We start from the raw sequence: 19,317 nt of genomic DNA, 5'->3' as shown, positions 1-19,317 counted from the left end.
AGCGGCTGACGCGAGTGCATTTTAACTTTTTCCATCATTCAATATGTGATTTTAATTATTAAAATCACATATTGAATGGAGTGTTATATTTTAACAATCAGGTGGGCAGCCGCTTCAAACCTGATTGTTTCTATATATAACACGAAAGTTCGATGTAACAAGTTACATCGAATTCAGGTTATTCTAGTAAGCTACTTTATCTCTTGAAATCATAGCAGTATATTACTCAAACTTAGTTCTGTTTGTAAATTTTTCCATAAAAACTGATCTGATTGAACTAATTTAATCAATTTATCTAAGGCTACTTTATCTTCATTACCATTTCCATGGATTAGTACTATGTCACCATCTTTAACTGTTTCATGTTCAGGAAGCTTATGTATCCATGCACTTGCACCTAATTGTATTAGCCCATAAGAAGTTAATATATCTAATATTTCTTGACTGGCTACTAACCCAGGAAATCTAAAAAATGGAGATGGTAATTCGCCCCTTTCAATTAGCAAGTGTTCGGTTTGTAATATTTCGTTTTCTATATCAGTATTTGGCAGTAATAAAAAATTGTCTGTAAAATCTTTATCAGGGTAGAAAATATGACTAAAACTATGATTAACCCACGTGATTTTTATATTTTGGGCTGGAAGAGTTTGTAACCACATAAAGTCTTCTAGATGAGTTGTTATCCATAAACCACTTACAGCTATTAATAGGTTTATTTCTTGACTTCTTTTAGCAGTTTTTAAAATTGCATCAAATAAATTATGTTCTAACCTTTTTATTGATGGACACATATCTATGGATAAAAAACATCCTTTGACTTTTGGAATATTCTTGAGACCTTGATTCTCTCTGCTATCTTTTATATTATTAAAATAATACAATGATCTATAATATACAGAAGATTCAAGTTCCTTTAATGAGAAATATCTACCATCTTGATCGCTCTTACGGTAAGCACATAAGTTCTGAGCGACTATCTTAACTTCTAGAGTATTAATATTAACTATTACAAAATAGTACTCATTACTCCTTTTAAATGACCGAATTACAATAAATGACTGATTATTAAATATGCATGGTATATGAGATGTTTTTTTGTAATTAAAGATTAACTTATTTGTATTTGTTTGTTGCATAAACCTCTTATTTTATATAATGTAGAGTTCAGTAATAGTACGGTAGTTATGTTATCTAGAGTTTTAGTACTTGCCCTAAATTTATATCTAACTAACTTACTCCTTAAAACCTTGCCTCTAGAATCATTTCTGCAAATGTTGGTTTAGAATGAGCTTCTAATATTTTATCAACTATTCCTGCATTATAAATAATTATTATTTTTTGACTACAAAGATAATTTGCAATAATATACTAGACTAATTTTTCAAGACAAATTTTTTACTCATTTTGTTTCCCATGTAAGGTTACCTTTAAGCAACATTTTGTAAATAATTAAGATAAACTTTCATTGGTTTTTGATAACCAATGCTAGAAATCTGTGGTGGTTATATTTATCTATGTAATTATTAACACCTTCTTTAACCTCCTTAATGTTTTTATTTCCCGTTTTTTTTCATGAGGTAGTCCTGATATTACTTGCAAATTTTTTATATTAATATAGATTCTCTAATATTGGTGTATAAGCGTTTGAATAACTAATAATTTTATGTCAAGCGTGGTTCTGAAATTGTCCACTACGGCAAGCCATTTTAGAAATTAAAAATTATAATTTAGTTAAGTTGTAATGACCAAAGAAGAGTTAATTAATTTTGAAGGTGTTGTCCTTGAACTTTTGCCTAACGCAACTTTTAGAGTGAAGTTGGAAAATGGTCATTTTATTACCGCTCATACTTCTGGTAGGATGCGTAAGAATCGTATTAGGATACTTGTCGGAGATAAAATCACAGTGGAAATGACACCTTATGATCTAACAAAAGGTCGTGTTATCCACCGTCATTAGAGTCTTTCATATTTTATGTCAAATATAGAATCCACTTTTTTAAAACAGCAGAATATACCTATAGTTCTAGCCTCACAATCACCTGCAAGGCTTGAATTACTAAAAAGAATAAAGGTATTTCCTACACAAATTATTCCCGCTAATATAGATGAAACAGAGTACTTACGAGAGTTACCAAACCAATTGGTAACAAGATTAGCACAGGAAAAAGCCGAGGTTGTTGCCAAAAAAATAAGTGGTGAAGCTATAATTATAGCAGCTGATACTGTTGTGGTTCGCGGTAGAAAAATACTACCTAAAGCTTTAACAAGTGAAGATGTTAGATATTGCCTTAATATTTTATCTGGAAGGCGTCATAGGGTTTATACAGGCATCTGTATAATAAAAAAGACTCTTGAACAAGTTCTGCTGCGACAAAAATTAGTGCAAACCATAGTCAAGTTTAAAAGATTGAGCCAGCAAGAGATAGAATTTTACTGTAGCCTAGATGAAGGAATCAATAAATCAGGCGGCTGCGGAATTCATGGATATGCCGAAGCTTTTGTTCCTAGCATATATGGATCTTATTCAAATATTATGGGATTACCACTACTGGAAACCCTGCATATGCTTACTTCTTTAGGTTTTACAAATAGACCTCTTAAATAACCTGAATTCGATATAACAAGTTATATTGAAGGGGTTAAGTAGAAACAATCAGGTTTGATGCTCGCTTACACCTGATTGTTAAAATATAATATTCCATTCAATAGGTGATTTTAATAATTAAAATCACCTATTGAATGATGAAAAAAGTTAAAATGTATTCGTAGAACCGTTTCAAGAGTGTATTTTTTCTTATAACAAAGGCAATTCTTATATCGAATTAAGGTTAGATAATAGATATCTTTTGAACTCTACTTCTGCTGGTAATTGGGACAAAGATTCGGCACTCAAATCCGTAGCGGAATTCGAGTACCACTTGCGGTTCTTGCTTAGCAAAAATGCCTATAAATCTACTCATTACATAGAAACCTTCACAACCTAGCTATTTATACAACAAAGTTAAGAAATATTTATTTTTATTACCTAAAAAGTAATAAATCTTTGCAAATACCTTAAGTTTTAGTTTAACCTATAAGTTAGGATATCAAAATATTGAGGATTTTTATGGAAGGCATTAATAATAGTTGGCTAAAGTTTGAATCATGTGATTATGCTGATAGGTTACTCGCTAAACTCTCTCTGCTGAATAGTGAAGTAGATCAACCAATAGATCTGAACATTGTTAAAAAAGCCATCTATTACGCCAAAAAGTATCATGGAGAGCAGAAAAGACAAACAGGAGAACCCTATTACTCGCATCCAATAGAAGTGGCATATATGCTTGCAGAATATGCAGCACAAAATGATAAGCAGTACTTTAGAACCGATTTAACTGTAACCGCTATACTGCATGATACCATTGAGGATACTAAACTTACCAAAAGCAATATTGCCTATATCTTTAGTGATCTAATTGCTGATCAGGTAGAAAAACTAACTAGGGTTAAGTGCGACAGAAAGATTAGTTCGGCAGAAATCATGGAATTATTATGGCAGCAAAAGAGATATGATATCATAATGGTTAAAATATTTGACAGAATTCACAATTTAGAAACTGTTGGTATAAAATCGCCGGAAAAGATTAAGAAGATAATAGAAGAAACTTTTAAAAATTTTATAAGTATTAGCATGTGTTGTGGAACAAAACAACTAGAAAATATATTAACTACTTTATGTTACAAACATTTACCAATTACTGACCCCTTAGAACTCACAACAATTATCCAACATAAATACCAGCTTCCTACTCCAACTTTTGAAAATGATATAAACCAAAAGTAAATCCTATACTTTCCTAATAATTAAACTAGCATTAGTTCCTCCAAATCCGAATGAATTAGAAAGCACATAACTAATCTTTACATTTCTAGCTTCTAAAGCAACTAAATCTATTTTTGCTTCTGCTATCGGTTTATGCAAATTTAGAGTTGGTGGAGCGACTTGGTCTCGCATAGCAAGAATTGAATATATTAATTCTACGCTACCAGCTGCTCCAAGTAAATGACCAATAGATGATTTGGTTGACGACATAAGAACATTCGGGTTAGCATCTAAAAATAATTTTTGAACAGCCATTAACTCTATAGCATCACCAACTTGGGTAGAAGTACCGTGGGCATTGATATAATCAATAAGACTTGCATCAATTTTTGCATCTTTAAGAGCGTAAAACATAGCTCTATAAGCCCCTCTTCCATCGGGATGAGGTGAGGTCATATGATGAGCATCACCAGTAGAACCATATCCAATAATTTCAGCATAAATCTTAGCGTTTCTAGCAAGAGCATGCTGATATTCTTCAAGTACTACAACACCTGCCCCTTCTCCCATTACAAATCCATCACGATATTGATCCCATGGTCTTGATGCAAGTTCAGGCGTAGAATTATATTTAGTAGATAATGCTCTTGCAGCAACGAATCCAGCCACTCCAACCGGAGTAACCGGTGCTTCAGCTCCACCAGCAACCATAACATCTACATTACCGTATTGAATCATACGCATAGCATCCCCTATAGCATGAGAGCCAGTGGAACAAGCTGTAACGACAGCCTGATTTGGTCCGGTAAATCCGTATTTAATGGAAACATGACCTGAAAGGAGGTTAATTAATGAGGAGGGAATAAAAAATGGACTAACTTTACCATTATTTTCTTTATGAAACTTTACAGATGTTTCTTCGATCATCCCAAGTCCACCTATTCCTGAACCAAGTATTAAGCCGGTCCTATCTCCCGATAATTCATCTTTTACTTTCCATCCGCTATCCTCAACTGCCTCAATAGCTGCTGCGATACCATATTGGATGAATAAATCCATCTTATGGACATCGCGAGAGTGAATAAATTTTTCCGGGTTAAAGCCATTATCTGTTGAGTGATCCACTGTACCCGCTATTTTACAGGCAAGGTTAGAAGTATCAAATCTTGTGATTGACTTAATACCACTGCGACCCTTTATAATACCTTCCCAAGAGGGCTTTACACCAACTCCTAGTGGTGTGATAAGCCCAATACCGGTTATAACAACTCTTCTAGTCGACATGATTATTTATAATTAGTTGTTTTTTTATTATGTACTGTACAACATCAGAGACAGTTAAAATTTTCCTAGCATCTTCATCTGGTATATCACATTTATACTTTGCTTCTATTTCCATCATTAATTCAACTGTATCTAAACTATCGGCTTTAAGATCCTCAACAAATCTAGATTCAAGGGTAATTGAATCTTTTTTTACTTTTAATTTATTAACAACGATTTCAATAACCTCTTGTTCGACAATATCTTGCTCAACAACATTTTGTGTAATATTTATATTTTCACTCATAATTAGAACCTCATAACATAAATTAAATTTAGTAAAACACTCAAACTCTAGCCACTTATAATGACTTGTATAGAATAAACATAGTTTCATACATAAGTAAGTCTCGAGTAAGTCGATACAACAATTTCAAACTTCTAGCATAAAAATATATTTTATGCCAGTGTAAAATTTCTTTAGTTCTTAAATTAAAATATTACTAATGGCTTGCAGTCTAGCATACACTCCTTTTCCTGATAATAGAAGCAATAATACCAAACAACAGAAGAGTAATAGTCATAGCCAGTGCAGCGTAAGATGGAATCTCAATAAAATGTTCAGCGAATATTTTTATGCCAATAAATATTAATATTAATGCTAGCGAATATTTTATATAACTAAATTGCTCAACAATATTAGCTAAACATAAGAATAAGGCACGTAAACCTAATATGGCAAAAATATTAGAAGTATAAATTATGTAAGGATCCTTAGTGATAGCAAATATTGCTGGTATACTATCAATGGCAAAGATAATATCCATGATTTCTATAATTATTAATGACGCAAGAAGGGGGGTAATACTCAATCTATTATTAGTTTTAACAAAAAATTTGTAACCGGAAATTTTAGGAGTAAGATTAAAGTATTTTTGCAGAATTCTATAAATATACGATTCCTCTACTTTAAAACTTTTTTTTGCTATATAAAAAGTTTTGATGCCTGTAACTATAAGAATAGCTGCAAAAATATATAATAACCAAGAGAATTTCGAGATAACAATGACACCTAGATATATAATTATAGCTCTAAAAACAATGACACCTAGAATTCCCAAGAATAATATCCGATGCTGATATATTAAAGGAATAGAGAAAAACTGAAAAACCATCAATATAATAAAAATATTATCCAATGACATAGCTTTCTCTATAAAAAAGCAAGTGTAGTATTCCCGGGCTTTTTCTCCTCCCATATCAAAAAAAATGAAAATACCGAAGAGGCATGCTATAATTAAATAAAAAAGACTAAAATAAATAGTTTGGCGGAAGCTCATCACTTTATTTTCTTGGTTTGCAAAACCAAGATCGTAGATTAGTAAACCTACAATCACTGTACAAAAAACAACCCACGTCAAGATTCCCTCCATAAACTACTATAACAACTTGAAGAATTAATTCTCAAGTTCTTGAATTTTCCATATGATCTGATGTTAAGCATTAGCCATTTGTGAAGTAAAGTGGGATTCTTTGATACCGAGATTTTGTAAAGCATTGTGCCATTTACTCTCTGGATGATCAGAAAAAATAAATTCTTTATCACACTTTGTTATTATCCACAAATTCTCCTTAATCTCTGTTTCAAGCTGCCCTGCTTTCCAAGCAGTGTATCCAATAATAAATAAACTATTTTTAGGCCCATGACCAGAAGCAATATCATGAGGGATTTTAGGATTAGAGCTAACTGCTAAATGATTCTGAAACTTCAATAGTAGATTTTCGTTATAATCATCAGAATGTAGGAAGAATCCGCGTTCATGCTCAACTGGTCCTCCTAGATATATAGGCATCATAATGTTACTATCTACTTGATCATCAGATATTTTAAAAAACGATTTTATCTCTATATGATTCACCAAATTATTGAAAATTAAACCCATTGCTCCTTCTGCTGTATGAGACAGCATATAAACAAGTGATTTATTAAATATACCCTCAAGCATGTAAGGAGTAGCGATCAGAACCTTACCAGATAAATTATCAAAAATCTTATCGTTTACACTCATAATGTTTATTGTATTTTAAAATTTATTAACATACTAGCTTTTAGATACATATAATGTTAAATTACGGCTATTCAATAGACCTCTTTCGAAATTTCATCTGAGAGGTCTAATAAAAATTTTGAACATGATGGTAAATATACTCAACTCCTGTTCTAAACTTAAAGTAATTTTTGAAAAAGTCTAATGTTTACTTGGTTTGATATAATAATACTAGCAATTATTACTACTTCATCGATGCTCGGGGCATATGGAGGAATAATAAAGCTTACTATTAGCTTACTTGGCTTCATAGTCTCAATTCTTTTTGCCTATTACCTATCTCCATATACTATTTCCATTATTACTCGATATTTTAATAACCACATTGCATTGGTAGTTACCTCTGGGATTATTTCCTATATTATCTCTCTAATCATATGCTCTTTTGTAACCCGTAAATTTCTTTTGATGATTTCTATTATAAGTGGTGGGGTCATTGACAGATCTCTAGGCTTAGCCGCAGGCATGCTTAGAGGTACGATTATTTGTTTATGTATCTTCCTAGTCCTAACAATTTTCTTTTCTGACAGTTACTTACAAGCAGAAACCCTAAAAGACGTTATGCAAAATACTACTATTGATAAATATCCAAAATGGCTTAAGGAATCTGTGACTACATCGTATCTAGATAATTTAAGTAAAAATCTTATAAGAACTCTACCACAAGATAGTTTTGAGTCCATTAAATTACCTAAAAAATCAAAGATTATTGATACTACAAATGTGTTAGAAAAATCACAATCTCAAGAATCTCCCAATAAAGTAAAACAACTCCCTGAAGATCTTATGCAAGAACTTGATGAAGTATTATCAAAAAAAGTAGAGAATCATGACTAGGCTATTGAATAACTATAGTAACCTCAGTTCGATATAAGAATTAATAATTCTTATATCGAATTGGCTTTGTTATAAGGAAAAATGCACTCTTGAAGCGGCTGATGCGAGTGCATTTTAACTTTTTTCATCATTCAATATACGTCAATTCGGGATAAGGATATTGAGAACATGTAGATTAAAATCAAATTTTGTTGAAGGTTTATTTTTCTTTAATGAATAAGCAACAAGAGTAGATAATATATGGACAAAGGCATTTATTGGTGATCTATGTCTAGTATGTTCAAGGTTCATTTTATTTTTTAGATAATCAAAAACTGTTTCAATTAAGTTACGCTTTCGAAGTAAGATTTTTTCTTTCAAATCCATTAATTTATTTTCCATATTCTTCTTAATTCCATGAATCATTTTTAAGCCTCTTTCATATAAATTTAAGAACAAATTTTGCTTAATATAACCTTTATCAGCTGCTATAATTCCAGTTAATCTTTTTGTTAACTCCGGTACTGGAACCCTATCATCTACATTGCCTTTGGTCACTTTTAATGCCATAAACTCCCCTTTATTATTGATTATTACATGTAATTTAAAACCATAAAAATACCCCATAGAGGATTTACTATGTTTGGCTAATCCTTTAAAAACTTTATTGCTATAACGCCTTTTATTGTGACAAGCTTTAATCGTTGTAGAGTCAATAAAATAAATACCTGTTTCTTCACCAAACAACAAATGAATCAACATATTTAGCGGTATGAATAATCGTGCCATTAATTCAACAAATCTATTATAACTCAAGGCTTTAGGGAAATCATCCTTATGCATGCACTCTATATAACTTTTATAGAAAAATTTAAAATTCTTAGCATAGGATGTATGAAACATAATTATTATTGTTAACATTTCACTTAAACTCATGCTACAACAGCGATTTCTCTGCTTATTTGATGGTAATAACTTTCTCTGTTCATACTCCAAATAAATTTTACAAAAATCATCTATAAAACTATATAATTCTGTGATATCTTTTTTCATGCCTGTAGTTTGTTTTTTTGTTTAAAAATATAAATACTGCAGGCACTCCTTTTTGACAATCCTTTTATCTATTACTATTTCATCTATATCTTATCCCGAACTGACGTAATATGTGATTTTAATTATTAAAATCACATATTGAATGGAGTGTTATATTTTAACAATCAGGTGGGCAGCCGCTTCAAACCTGATTGTTTCTATAATACCATTTCCCATTATTAACTACGCTAATACTACAGTTGTAGTTACTACCCAAAGCTGTCATTCTTAGCAACGGCGGGAATCTACCGTCTTGTTAGTCAAGAAAAAAAGTAGATTATTATTCATAAATTTTATTATTTTTTACCATAGAATTTAAACAAATAATTACTTTACGCATAACGGCTACTAAAGCGACCTTTGCTTTTTTACCAGCATTAGTCATACGTTCATATAATGCCTTCATTTTGTCATTATGACGCATCGCTACTAAAGCAGCCATATACAAGCTTTTTCGTACAAAAAACCTGCCGCCTCTAATATGAGCCCCATTAGTTTTTTGACCGCTTTGGCTTGTTTTTGGGGCAAGCCCAACTAAGCTTGCAATCTCTTTATTGTTTAGCGTACCGAGTTCTGGCAATTCTATTAACAAAACACTAGCTGTTTTTTCACCTATACCTTTATAGCTTATGAGTAAATCATTTTTTGCCTTTAAACTCTTATCTTCCTGTATGGCAGCCTTTATATCTTTTCTAATTTCCTCAAGCTGTTTTTTGCCACACTTTATCATTTCCTCGAGATATTTCTTAGCCTTCTCGGATGCAACTTTTGCTCTGCATTGATTAGCATGTATATCTTCTTCTATATTACGTTCTATGCTCCTTAGAGATTGTAATTCTTCTTGTATAACAGAAATTATTTGGTCTCCTTTCTCATCATTAGCAATAAAAGCTGCATATTTCTCAAGTAATAACGCATCCAATTTATCAGTCTTAGCAAAATGGTTACAGACCTTGGCAAAAGCGTGAACTCTATTAGGATGAGCTCTATGCACAGCAAGCCCGGCTTGTTGCAACACTCTCATAACTAAACGTTCATAACCACCAGTAGATTCCAAAACAGTAAGCACAATATTTAGAGAAGCTATTTCTGATTTTATAAAATCAGAAATAGCTTTATCTGTATTTTTAATCTTATAATGAATATTGTTCATAGATATATCAAGCGTATTTTTTGAAACATCTATTCCCATAAATATCTTGCTTTTTTCAGTCATTTACTTTACCTATAATTAGTGGTTGTTTTGCAAAGTTTTGATACATGATTGTAAATTCGATCTCTAAAGGATCATCCTACCGTTCGTATTATACTTTGCGATTCAAGGAAGGAGTGCACCAAGATTCCCTCGGTCTTTAAAGACCAATCTAAATTAAACGGCGTCACTCCTTCCGACCATATTAACTCCATATTGAGCTAATATTCAAGATACAATCTAAAAAAATAGCCTAAAAGACTATTAAACATTAGACTTCTTTCGAAACTAGACAATGATGTAGAATGGTGTTATAAATATCTGATTTGAAGTAATAATATGAAATTCGATCAGATTAAAGAGTTAGAGGATAAAAAATTTCGTCGATTAACAGGAGTAAAGAAGGGAACATTCTCAAAGATGGTGGATATTTTGAGGCAAGCTGATGGTCTTAAGAAATCAAATCTACATCATTGTCTAGTTTCGAAAGAAGTCTATTATTAGATCCCAGCTTTCGCTGGGATGACATCGTTTTGACATTAGTACTACAACTGTAGCACTAAATAGCGTAGTTAATAATGGGAAATGGTATAATTCCACCGAATTTTGGATAAGAATTGATAAATTCTTATCCAAAATTCGCGTGATATATATACAATCAGAATGAATAACGGTTAAATTGTTAGTTCAATTCATTAAACTCTACTCGAGCAAATAATTTTGTTTGGAGTAGGGAGAGTTCTGAATGATCTTTCGAACCTTCTTCTGCTAATTTATTGGCTTTAGTTAAAAGGTCTAAATCTCTAGCTAGATCAGCAAAAAAGAATCTTATTTCACCACTTTGCTTTGTTCCTAATATTTCTCCGCTACCTCTTAAGAGTAGATCTTGCTCTGCTATATAAAAACCATCATTGCTGTTTCTCATCACTTCAAATCTAGATTTTGCAACCATGCTTAATTTTTGAGGATCATATAGAAGAATACAATGAGATTGTAAAGTTCCACGTCCAACTCTACCTCTTATCTGATGTAACTGAGCTAAACCAAACTGTTCAGCATTTTCTATGACTATTAAGGTTGCTTCTGGTACATCGATACCCACTTCAATTACAGTTGTAGCAACCAAGATTTTAATATTACCATTCTTAAATTGGTGCATAATCATATCTTTTTGCTCATTTTTCATTTTGCCATGTATAGTACCTGTAATGTTAGGGTAGGCATTCTCAATGGTAACTAGTCTAGTATTGATGTCGGTTAATCCTGTATTTTTTGCCTGTGTTGTTAACTCTTCATCATTTTGATCGATGAGGGGACATATCCAGTAAATTTTCTCTCCAAATTTTAGCTTTTTATCCAAAACTGAAATTACATCATTTAACTTGGTCTTTGGCAATATGCTAGTAATAATTGGTAGTCGATTTTTTGGTTTGCTTGTTAATTTAGCAATATCCATATCTCCAAACATGGTCAAAGTAAGACTTCTAGGAATAGGGGTTGCGGTCATCACCAAAACATCGGGATGCGAGGCTTTGTTAATTAAATCTAACCGTTGTTGTACACCAAATTTATGCTGTTCATCAATGACTATATAACCTAAATTTTTAAAGTTTACTTTTTCTTGAAATAATGCATGAGTGCCAATTAATATATCAATATCTCCGTTTTCTAGGCTTGATAGAACTTTGTTTCGTTCTTTGGTAGATATTTTCCCAGTAAGTAAACCAAGCCTTATTCCGGTTTCACTTAAGGCTTTAACGAAGAATTGGTAATGCTGGTTTGCTAATAAATCGGTAGGGGCCATTAGTGCAGCTTGAAATTTATGGTATGCTACAGTGACCATTGTCAATAAAGCTACTAAGGTTTTACCAGAGCCAACATCGCCTTGGAGTAAGCACATCATTTCTGTAGAAGATAATTGATGTTTCTCAATTGCTTCGATTACTTTTTTTTGGTCTAGTGTGAGTTCAAAGCCTAATGTCTTAAGTATTGCTTGTTGTAGCTGACTAGACCCTGTAAATGAATTACCTTGTTTTAATTTTGTTTGCTGGCGGAGATATTGTAATGAAATTTGATTAGCAAAAAGTTCTTTTTCTGCTAATCGTCTTAAGGTTTGAGCATGTAATTCTTCTAATTTCTTAGTTTTAACTTGATATAAATGCAAAGTTTTTAAATCTTCTAATAATGATTTAGTATAGTCCTTTACTTCTTGAAAACTCTCAGGAATACAGCTCCACTCTTTCTCAAACAAATCAAGCCCCTTTATTATATAGGAATAAAGTTGCTTATTAATTATCCCATAGGTTAAAGGATAGATTGGTTCTAGGGGGCTGGTAAGTTTTTGGTCAAAAATAAGTATTGGGTGGGCTATTTGAGGTAAGCTAGAGAAAACTTGTACCTTACCATTAATTGTATGTTTACTGCCTATTGTAAGTTTACTTAGGATAAAATAAGAGGGTCTATTAAAAAATATCAGCAGAATTGAGCCAGTCCCATTAGATCCTAAAATTTTCAAAGGCTGTTTTTTGTTCTTAGGCACAAGAACTTCTTCAATTGTTATTTCAGTTTGAATTAACTGACCATTTTTTAGTGAAGATAAATTTGGTGAAATTATTTTAACTTGATAAGAAGTAGGACAATAAAATAACAAATCTCTTAAATTGATTATTCCCAATCTTTTGAGTCCAATAATTATATTATCACTAACGTTAATACGTGATTTAATCGGTGAGAAAAAAAACTTGTTAATTGTTAACATATATTTTTTTATTAGTATAACCCTATATCAACTTATGATATAATACTCTTCTGCTTTGAAGAATTGTTTTTTTGAAAATATCATGGATTCGCATGCTCACGTACTATATGTACGCTCCGCTTGCTCACCATTCATTTTCAAATCCAATTCTTCAAATCATTTGAGTAAACCAACCCGATAGCATGACTTCGTCTATTAGCAATGAACTACTTAGTAGCTCCTCGCTAATAGACATCTGTGAATTTGGCATAATGTTAGTCGGGTTAGCTATACCTTTCGTCATAGTACCCTACATTTTTCTATAATCGTCATAGCAAGGCTCTTTAGATGCCGTGGCGATCTAGGTAAACAGCGAAGCTGTTTTTTCTAGTACACTTCGCGTATCTTGGATTGCCGCGTCGCCGCTTTCAGCGACTCCTCGCTAATAGACGATCAGCAGCCCTTTTAATAGTGGTTATATAAAAAATGTAGGGTACTATGACCTTTCGTACGCAAGAACAAAGAATCAAGCTCCTAGAACCTATCAAGTCACCCTCTTATAACTACTTATAACATGTTTTTAAGATATAAGAACCTAGTGCATAAAAATATCAATATCGTTCCATCCTACTAGGTCTAAGTTGGCTCTAATAGGTAGAAACTTAAAAATCTGTTTTGCAATATCTAACCTATTTTCGGCCAGTAACATATCTTGCAAGATAGCACGAAGTTGATGTAGGTAAAGGACGTCTTTGGCAGCATATTCTTTTTGCTCAGAGGTAAGATCCAACCTACCCCAATAGGAAGATTGTTGTTGTTTAGAAATTTGGACTGAAAGTAATTCACGGCATAAGTCTTTTAAACCATGAGCATCAGTATAGGTTCTAACCAGTTTAGAAGATATCTTTGTACAAAATATGTTCTCCAAATCTATTCCAAGATATTTTCTTATTGCTGCTAAATCAAATCTAGCATAGTGAAATATTTTGCATCGATTATTATCAAGTAATAGTTTTTTTAAATTAGGTGCTGCGTAATTCTTGTCAATAAAGTTTACTAAGTAAGCCTTACCATCTCCATTACTCAGTTGTAAAAGGCATAGCCTATCCCTATGTAAGTTTAATCCCATCGTTTCTGTATCGATTGCTAGGTCTCCTGCAATATTAAAATCTTCCGGGAGATCATTCTGAAAAACTATAATACTAATACTAACCTCCTAAGTTATTTTAACCTAAGTTCGATGTAAGGCATCGGTTTAATCGCCTAGGTGACATCAAACCTGTTTCATCGAACTCAGGTTATTTTATGGTAAAAACCTGTTCTTTTGACGACGCTACTCCTAAAACTCTTCTTGCTTCTTGGTCAAGCATATCTCTATCTAGAGATTCTGGTCTAAGTAGTTTTACTTTATGCTCAAGTTCAACGCGTTCTGCCCTTAAAGTTTCTAGTTCACTATAGGTTTTTTCGAGTCGTTGATTTAATGTAAAATAAGCAATAATCCCTCTATTACCACAAATAGAGTGGAAGATAAAATAAACTAATAATAAAGATAGCAAAACATTAAATATTATCTTTTTGGAATTTTTAACTGAATCAATAAAATATTGATAATTCATAATATTTTAATAATAAAAAATAATATTGGGGCGGTAAGAATTATGCTATCAAATCGGTCTAGAACACCGCCATGACCTGGTATTATAGTGCCAGTATCTTTTATAGCAAATTTACGCTTAAAATATGAAATAAATAAATCGCTCATTTGTGCTATTAGTGCTAAACAAATAGCTGCTATAATTAAGTGCCGTTTGTTTAATAAATAGTCAGTTGGTAAGTCAAAGCTAGGTACTAAACTTAATAAAAACGCTGTAAGCCCACTAGCTAATACCCCTATGAGTAGTCCACTGCAAGTTTTGTTAGGACTAATCTTGGGAGCAAGTTTAGCCCCACCTATATTCTTACCACCAATCATCGCAAATATATCAACTGACCATATTATAATGAAATATAGTAATAATAGCCATCGATTTTTATCTTCAGTAGCAATTATTATTAAAGATATAGTAGGAATGGGAATGATAACAAAGCCCAGTAATATATGAAAAAAGGACGATTTTGTCATTTGATACCATTCATATAACATAATTATGGCAATTAATAACATAACTATATAAAATAATGACTTAATGAACATTATCGCTATAATAAATACTGGTCCTATTACTAGGGATGATAATATTCTTACTACTATATTAGGTCTCTTATCTAGCACCAAAATTCCTTTTTCTTCTTGAATAATCGTTTAACGCTTCTAATATATCTTGTTTGTCAAAGTCAGGCCAATATTTAGGTAAAAAATATAGTTCAGCATAGGCGGCTTGCCATAGTAAAAAATTACTGATTCTACATACACCACTAGTACGAATTAACAAATCTACATCAGGCATTTCTGGATCATACAAATAATTAGCAAATTCATTCTCGCTAATTTCTGTTTTACCAGAATTAATGATTTTCTGACATGCATCAACAATTTCTGCTCGCCCGCCATAGCTAAAAGCAAGACAAAGAGTTATTTTGTTATTATTATGTTTTGTCAATTCTATAGCATCATGAATTTGTTTTTGTAACGTAGTATCTAACAGATCCAATCTACCAATAATTTTTATTTTAACTCCGTTCTTGTGTAGTGACGCAGTCTCATTTTTTAGGTAGTAACGTAGTAATTTTAGTAAGAATGTAACCTCAGTCTTTGATCTACGCCAATTCTCTGATGAAAAAGTATAAAGTGTAACGTAAGGTATATTAAGTTCTATAAAATTTGGTAATAATTTTTTTACTCTATCAGCACCTACTCTATGTCCCTCAGATTTTGGTAAGCCTTTTTCTAAAGCCCACCTTGCATTACCGTCCATGATGATGGCTAAATGATTTACTTTGTTGATTATACTCATATTTATTGTTTGTATATACTCTTACCTTAGTTCAATATAAGACCAATTTAAATAATGACCTACTAGAAATTACTTAAATTACCAAGTGTGCAAGTTTAAGTAGGTATTATAGTCCTATAATGTCATCCCCGCGAAGCATTGCCCGCGTGGATCACTAGTATGTCATTCCCGCGTAGGCGGGAATCCATAATATCTAATAGCCTTTGCAGGTTATTTTTTGAATCCCCACCGTAGCTCGGACACCGAGGCTGCTTAAGTTGACAAAACTTGCACACTTGGTTTAAATTGATAATTTTTTCAAGATCGTAATAGATCATTTATAGATACTTTACTTCTAGTTCCTTTATCTACCTGTTTAACGATTACTGCACAATATAAACTTGGTTTTCCTGAATCAGCAGGTAAGCTGCCGGGTACTACAACTGAGTAGGCCGGAACTCTACCATAAATTATCTTTCCACTTTCCCTATCTACTATCTTGGTAGAGGCACCAATAAATACTCCCATACTAATTACACTTCCTTCTTCTACTAAAACCCCTTCGGCTATTTCTGACCTTGCACCTATAAAACAATTATCTTCAATTATTACCGGGGTATTTTGTATTGGCTCTAGTACCCCACCAATACCTGTCCCGCCGGAAATATGACAATTCTTCCCTATTTGAGCACATGATCCTATGGTAGCCCAAGTATCAATCATTGTTCCTTCTCCTATATATGCACCTATATTAATAAAAGAAGGCATAACAATAACGTTTTTAGCTAAATATGCCCCCGTTCTTATAAATGCTCCGGGAACGATACGACAGCCATGGGTTCTAAATAATTCTTCATTATGATTTGTAGAAAATTTGGGAGCAATTTTATCATACCATTTCATACAATCACCAGAATGGATTTGCGAATCAGTTACAATAAAATATAATAAAATTGCTTTTTTTACCCAAAGATTAACTCGCCAATCAGCCCCTTCTTTTTCACAAACTCTAATTAATCCTTGATTTAAACCATCAATAATATTATTCAATATTTGTTTGGCGTAGTTAGTTTTTTCTGAATCCTTGGTTAATTTATCGCGTATTTGCCACAATTCTTCTATAGTATTGATATGTTTTTGCATAACGTCCTTGCTAAACTATTAAAAAAATCATAATTTACTTTATTTTTAAGTCAACCTATATACTCAAATTTGAGTATACAAATTAGATCACGTAAATGAGTATTGCTTGCCCAAATTGTAACACTACCTTTATAGTTTCAAAAGAACAAATAGGTATGACTGGTAGGAAGGTCAAATGTTCAAAATGCCACCATATATGGTATCAAAAGGCAGAGTTTGATCAGCAAGAACCTCCTATTATATCAGATAATACCACAAAAAACGCTAGCACTAATGAAAATAATAAAATATATTTAACCAAAGGTACTAACTTACCGGCTTTATTACCAACTAAAATTCCTGAGCAATCGCATATTTTATCTATATTATTGTGGCTTAGTTTAATTGTCTTCTTATTATTAATGTTATTTCACGAGAAGTTTAATATACCAGCTCTGTATAAAGAGAATAATAATATATTAACTATAAGAAATATACATGTTGAACAAAATAAAGAAATGGGACAAATTAAAGTTTCCTATAGGATAAGTAATACTTCCGACCATGATGTGATAATACCACTTATTAGGGTTAGATTGCTCAATAAAAAATATGTAACAGTAAAATCCTATATAATGAATCAAAAAAATATTAAACTGTCCCCTAAGCAACATATCGACATTGCTACGTATCTTGATGTAGTTCCTCGTTCAAGTGAGTTGTTAAATATTATGCTTGGTAATAGTTTGGATTTCATATTACATTAGACTTCTTCTGAAAGAGATTTATAATCGGTTCAAATACTCCCATAACATAACCTGAATTCGATGTAACTTGTTACATCGAACTTCCATGATATATATAGAAAAAAATGAATAAACAAATTATATACCCTAAACTAATTCCTAGGCTCTTTGCTTCTTGCCTAGATTCGTTTTTGTTGTCAATTTTTACAACTCCGATCACCCACTTTATATTATCTAGACTGTCTTTATTTTTTTTTAAAGCTAGTATAGCGGACATACTAATAATGGGTAGCAAGAAACCGGAGTTAGTTCAAAATGTAACTGCTAGTAGTGTTTTTACATTATTTATTTTAATGTTTATAATTAATTTTGCCCTAGCTGCAACATATTTTATTGGTTTTTGGATTTATTTGGGTGCTACTCCAGGAAAAATGGTTATGCATATGAAAATAGTAGACGCAGTAACTCTTGAAAAACCTAGTAAATGGCAATTAATTAAAAGATTTTGTGGATATGTATTAGTGCTAGTTGGTATTTGGTTTATACTCTTTTCTAAACAACGCCAAGCTTTGCATGATAAAATTGCTGGAACAGCGGTTATTAAGAGTTAAAACACATTAGTATTAATTTTAAAAATTGTAGTATCACTAGATTATTAGTAGTAAAAACGATGTCATCAACTATGATTTTTTAATTTTTCAAAAATCATAGTTGATGACATCTCCCCCCTAATGGGGATGATTACTTGAGCCTAGTATAAACTTGTTACATCGATATTTGAGGTTATTATAAGTAGTAAAGGTATGCTAAAATGAATAAACTAAATGAAATAGATCAATTGATCTATCTTTTCTCCAAACTACCTAGTCTTGGTCAAAGATCAGCAAGGCGTATAGTCCTGCATCTTTTACAAGAAAAAGACGTTAGGTTAAAAGGTTTAATTTCAGCTCTTTCTTATGTAGATAATAATGTTGTCAAGTGCGATATTTGTGGCAACATAGATTCTCATCATATTTGTAGAGTATGTTCATCTGATGATCGCAACGAATCTATTATAGCAATTGTTGAAACAGTGACAGAATTGTGGGCAATAGAGCGTAGTGGCATTTTTAATGGATATTATCATGTACTAGGACATAGTTTATCAACTGCAAATAGCCATAATTCTAAAACACTAAGACTACCAGAATTACTAGCTAGATGCCAAGAGAATAACATTAATGAAGTAATTATTGCAACTAATTCCACCTTAGAAGGTCAAACTACAGCTTATTTCATTACTGAATATTTCAAAGATTATACTATCAAAATATCAAGATTAGCTAGCGGCATTCCAATAGGTGGAGAACTAGACTATTTAGATGAAGGAACTTTATCAGCTGCAATAGCCTTAAGACAGCCTTTTGACTAAATTTATTAAAAATTATTTATTGTATTGAAAAATCTAATATAATATATAAGCTGTTGGTTATATATTAAATTTTGTTAATAAATTATCAAAGGTTA

20 protein-coding genes and 1 pseudogene are annotated in these 19,317 nt (G+C 31.9%); 8 read left to right on the top strand and 13 right to left on the bottom strand.

The features are described 5' to 3' along the window. Nucleotides 1–209 precede the first annotated feature (209 nt). Entirely contained in the window at nt 210–1,136 is a 927-nt protein-coding gene (locus tag ACN1AG_RS03570; RefSeq protein WP_417905471.1) for a hypothetical protein, read from the bottom strand. Nucleotides 1,137–1,741: 605 nt separating this feature from the next. Between ACN1AG_RS03570 and infA the strand changes: the two genes are divergently transcribed. From infA to ACN1AG_RS03555, 3 genes are all read left to right on the top strand, one after another. Then, nucleotides 1,742–1,957, top strand: a complete 216-nt coding sequence (gene infA / locus ACN1AG_RS03565; RefSeq protein WP_341757860.1) for a translation initiation factor IF-1 — start codon at nt 1,742–1,744, stop codon at nt 1,955–1,957. A 15-nt stretch (nt 1,958–1,972) separates the two neighbouring features. Continuing rightward, on the top strand, nt 1,973–2,605 hold the full coding sequence (locus ACN1AG_RS03560) for a nucleoside triphosphate pyrophosphatase (RefSeq protein WP_341754058.1): 633 nt from the start codon (nt 1,973–1,975) through the stop codon (nt 2,603–2,605). A gap of 501 nt (nt 2,606–3,106) precedes the next feature. Then, a complete protein-coding gene (locus ACN1AG_RS03555) occupies nt 3,107–3,823 on the top strand; it encodes an HD domain-containing protein (protein ID WP_417905470.1) in 717 nt (238 codons plus the stop codon). Nucleotides 3,824–3,826: 3 nt separating this feature from the next. Here ACN1AG_RS03555 and fabF read toward each other — a convergent pair whose 3' ends face one another. The 4 genes from fabF to ACN1AG_RS03535 all read right to left on the bottom strand — a co-directional run bounded on the left by fabF (nt 3,827) and on the right by ACN1AG_RS03535 (nt 7,134). Continuing rightward, nucleotides 3,827–5,086, bottom strand: a complete 1,260-nt coding sequence (fabF, locus tag ACN1AG_RS03550) for a beta-ketoacyl-ACP synthase II (RefSeq protein WP_417905469.1) — start codon at nt 5,084–5,086, stop codon at nt 3,827–3,829. Further along, nucleotides 5,076–5,372 carry an acyl carrier protein gene (gene acpP / locus ACN1AG_RS03545; RefSeq protein ID WP_341757856.1) on the bottom strand — a complete coding sequence of 99 codons (297 nt, stop codon included), beginning with the start codon at nt 5,370–5,372 and terminating at the stop codon, nt 5,076–5,078. Before acpP ends, fabF begins: the two co-directional genes overlap by 11 nt. A gap of 211 nt (nt 5,373–5,583) precedes the next feature. After that, complete coding sequence (locus tag ACN1AG_RS03540; protein WP_417905468.1) at nt 5,584–6,486, bottom strand: TerC/Alx family metal homeostasis membrane protein; 903 nt, start codon at nt 6,484–6,486, stop codon at nt 5,584–5,586. Between the two features lie 75 nt (nt 6,487–6,561). Then, entirely contained in the window at nt 6,562–7,134 is a 573-nt protein-coding gene (locus tag ACN1AG_RS03535) for a YqgE/AlgH family protein (RefSeq protein WP_367363817.1), read from the bottom strand. A 183-nt stretch (nt 7,135–7,317) separates the two neighbouring features. Here ACN1AG_RS03535 and ACN1AG_RS03530 point away from each other — a divergent pair, with 183 nt between their 5' ends. Continuing rightward, nucleotides 7,318–8,010, top strand: coding sequence for a CvpA family protein (locus ACN1AG_RS03530; protein WP_367363818.1), 693 nt, complete (start codon nt 7,318–7,320; stop codon nt 8,008–8,010). A gap of 141 nt (nt 8,011–8,151) precedes the next feature. Here ACN1AG_RS03530 and ACN1AG_RS03525 read toward each other — a convergent pair whose 3' ends face one another. Beyond that, nucleotides 8,152–9,042: an IS982 family transposase gene (locus ACN1AG_RS03525; protein WP_367363772.1), complete on the bottom strand. Its 891-nt coding sequence runs from the start codon at nt 9,040–9,042 to the stop codon at nt 8,152–8,154. A gap of 319 nt (nt 9,043–9,361) precedes the next feature. Further along, a complete protein-coding gene (locus ACN1AG_RS03520) occupies nt 9,362–10,297 on the bottom strand; it encodes an IS110 family transposase (RefSeq protein ID WP_417905467.1) in 936 nt (311 codons plus the stop codon). A 315-nt stretch (nt 10,298–10,612) separates the two neighbouring features. Between ACN1AG_RS03520 and ACN1AG_RS03515 the strand changes: the two are divergent. Next, a pseudogene (locus ACN1AG_RS03515) lies at nt 10,613–10,735 on the top strand (IS5/IS1182 family transposase); the annotation flags it as partial. Nucleotides 10,736–10,955: 220 nt separating this feature from the next. Here the strand turns inward: ACN1AG_RS03515 and ACN1AG_RS03510 are convergent. From ACN1AG_RS03510 to dapD, 6 genes are all read right to left on the bottom strand, one after another. Then, nucleotides 10,956–13,031 carry an ATP-dependent DNA helicase RecG gene (locus tag ACN1AG_RS03510; protein WP_417905466.1) on the bottom strand — a complete coding sequence of 692 codons (2,076 nt, stop codon included), beginning with the start codon at nt 13,029–13,031 and terminating at the stop codon, nt 10,956–10,958. Nucleotides 13,032–13,605: 574 nt separating this feature from the next. Continuing rightward, nucleotides 13,606–14,217 carry a ribonuclease D gene (locus ACN1AG_RS03505; protein WP_417905585.1) on the bottom strand — a complete coding sequence of 204 codons (612 nt, stop codon included), beginning with the start codon at nt 14,215–14,217 and terminating at the stop codon, nt 13,606–13,608. A 91-nt stretch (nt 14,218–14,308) separates the two neighbouring features. Then, nucleotides 14,309–14,626 carry a septum formation initiator family protein gene (locus ACN1AG_RS03500; RefSeq protein WP_341754077.1) on the bottom strand — a complete coding sequence of 106 codons (318 nt, stop codon included), beginning with the start codon at nt 14,624–14,626 and terminating at the stop codon, nt 14,309–14,311. After that, nucleotides 14,623–15,285, bottom strand: a complete 663-nt coding sequence (locus ACN1AG_RS03495; RefSeq protein WP_417905465.1) for a phosphatidate cytidylyltransferase — start codon at nt 15,283–15,285, stop codon at nt 14,623–14,625. The genes ACN1AG_RS03500 and ACN1AG_RS03495 overlap by 4 nt, the downstream gene beginning before the upstream one ends. Then, nucleotides 15,272–15,964 carry a polyprenyl diphosphate synthase gene (uppS, locus tag ACN1AG_RS03490; RefSeq protein WP_417905464.1) on the bottom strand — a complete coding sequence of 231 codons (693 nt, stop codon included), beginning with the start codon at nt 15,962–15,964 and terminating at the stop codon, nt 15,272–15,274. Before uppS ends, ACN1AG_RS03495 begins: the two co-directional genes overlap by 14 nt. 297 nt (nt 15,965–16,261) lie before the next feature. Further along, nucleotides 16,262–17,086 (bottom strand): 2,3,4,5-tetrahydropyridine-2,6-dicarboxylate N-succinyltransferase, encoded by an 825-nt coding sequence (dapD, locus tag ACN1AG_RS03485; RefSeq protein ID WP_417905463.1) that lies wholly within the window; start codon nt 17,084–17,086, stop codon nt 16,262–16,264. A gap of 95 nt (nt 17,087–17,181) precedes the next feature. Between dapD and ACN1AG_RS03480 the strand changes: the two genes are divergently transcribed. From ACN1AG_RS03480 to recR, 3 genes are all read left to right on the top strand, one after another. Beyond that, on the top strand, nt 17,182–17,832 hold the full coding sequence (locus ACN1AG_RS03480) for an MJ0042-type zinc finger domain-containing protein (protein ID WP_417905462.1): 651 nt from the start codon (nt 17,182–17,184) through the stop codon (nt 17,830–17,832). A 104-nt stretch (nt 17,833–17,936) separates the two neighbouring features. Beyond that, nucleotides 17,937–18,422, top strand: a complete 486-nt coding sequence (locus tag ACN1AG_RS03475; RefSeq protein WP_341754072.1) for an RDD family protein — start codon at nt 17,937–17,939, stop codon at nt 18,420–18,422. A 200-nt stretch (nt 18,423–18,622) separates the two neighbouring features. Further along, the gene (recR, locus tag ACN1AG_RS03470; RefSeq protein WP_417905461.1) at nt 18,623–19,222 is read left to right on the top strand and encodes a recombination mediator RecR; all 600 of its coding nucleotides are present in this window, start codon (nt 18,623–18,625) and stop codon (nt 19,220–19,222) included. The last annotated feature ends 95 nt before the right edge of the window (nt 19,223–19,317 follow it).

Source organism: Candidatus Tisiphia endosymbiont of Micropterix aruncella (genome assembly GCF_965178575.1).
Taxonomy (GTDB): domain Bacteria; phylum Pseudomonadota; class Alphaproteobacteria; order Rickettsiales; family Rickettsiaceae; genus Tisiphia.
The sequence above is the reverse complement of the archived record's forward strand: the minus strand, read 5'-3'. Positions and strand labels throughout refer to the sequence as shown.

What these genes read in the sequence shown, in the direction of transcription:
- ACN1AG_RS03570 (WP_417905471.1), bottom strand. Translation starts at nt 1,136, where the DNA reads ATGCAACAAACAAATACAAATAAGTTAATCTTTAATTACAAAAAAACA.
- infA (WP_341757860.1), top strand. Translation starts at nt 1,742, where the DNA reads ATGACCAAAGAAGAGTTAATTAATTTTGAAGGTGTTGTCCTTGAACTT.
- ACN1AG_RS03560 (WP_341754058.1), top strand. Translation starts at nt 1,973, where the DNA reads ATGTCAAATATAGAATCCACTTTTTTAAAACAGCAGAATATACCTATA.
- ACN1AG_RS03555 (WP_417905470.1), top strand. Translation starts at nt 3,107, where the DNA reads ATGGAAGGCATTAATAATAGTTGGCTAAAGTTTGAATCATGTGATTAT.
- fabF (WP_417905469.1), bottom strand. Translation starts at nt 5,086, where the DNA reads ATGTCGACTAGAAGAGTTGTTATAACCGGTATTGGGCTTATCACACCA.
- acpP (WP_341757856.1), bottom strand. Translation starts at nt 5,372, where the DNA reads ATGAGTGAAAATATAAATATTACACAAAATGTTGTTGAGCAAGATATT.
- ACN1AG_RS03535 (WP_367363817.1), bottom strand. Translation starts at nt 7,134, where the DNA reads ATGAGTGTAAACGATAAGATTTTTGATAATTTATCTGGTAAGGTTCTG.
- ACN1AG_RS03530 (WP_367363818.1), top strand. Translation starts at nt 7,318, where the DNA reads ATGTTTACTTGGTTTGATATAATAATACTAGCAATTATTACTACTTCA.
- ACN1AG_RS03525 (WP_367363772.1), bottom strand. Translation starts at nt 9,042, where the DNA reads ATGAAAAAAGATATCACAGAATTATATAGTTTTATAGATGATTTTTGT.
- ACN1AG_RS03520 (WP_417905467.1), bottom strand. Translation starts at nt 10,297, where the DNA reads ATGACTGAAAAAAGCAAGATATTTATGGGAATAGATGTTTCAAAAAAT.
- ACN1AG_RS03510 (WP_417905466.1), bottom strand. Translation starts at nt 13,031, where the DNA reads ATGTTAACAATTAACAAGTTTTTTTTCTCACCGATTAAATCACGTATT.
- ACN1AG_RS03500 (WP_341754077.1), bottom strand. Translation starts at nt 14,626, where the DNA reads ATGAATTATCAATATTTTATTGATTCAGTTAAAAATTCCAAAAAGATA.
- uppS (WP_417905464.1), bottom strand. Translation starts at nt 15,964, where the DNA reads ATGAGTATAATCAACAAAGTAAATCATTTAGCCATCATCATGGACGGT.
- dapD (WP_417905463.1), bottom strand. Translation starts at nt 17,086, where the DNA reads ATGCAAAAACATATCAATACTATAGAAGAATTGTGGCAAATACGCGAT.
- ACN1AG_RS03480 (WP_417905462.1), top strand. Translation starts at nt 17,182, where the DNA reads ATGAGTATTGCTTGCCCAAATTGTAACACTACCTTTATAGTTTCAAAA.
- ACN1AG_RS03475 (WP_341754072.1), top strand. Translation starts at nt 17,937, where the DNA reads ATGAATAAACAAATTATATACCCTAAACTAATTCCTAGGCTCTTTGCT.
- recR (WP_417905461.1), top strand. Translation starts at nt 18,623, where the DNA reads ATGAATAAACTAAATGAAATAGATCAATTGATCTATCTTTTCTCCAAA.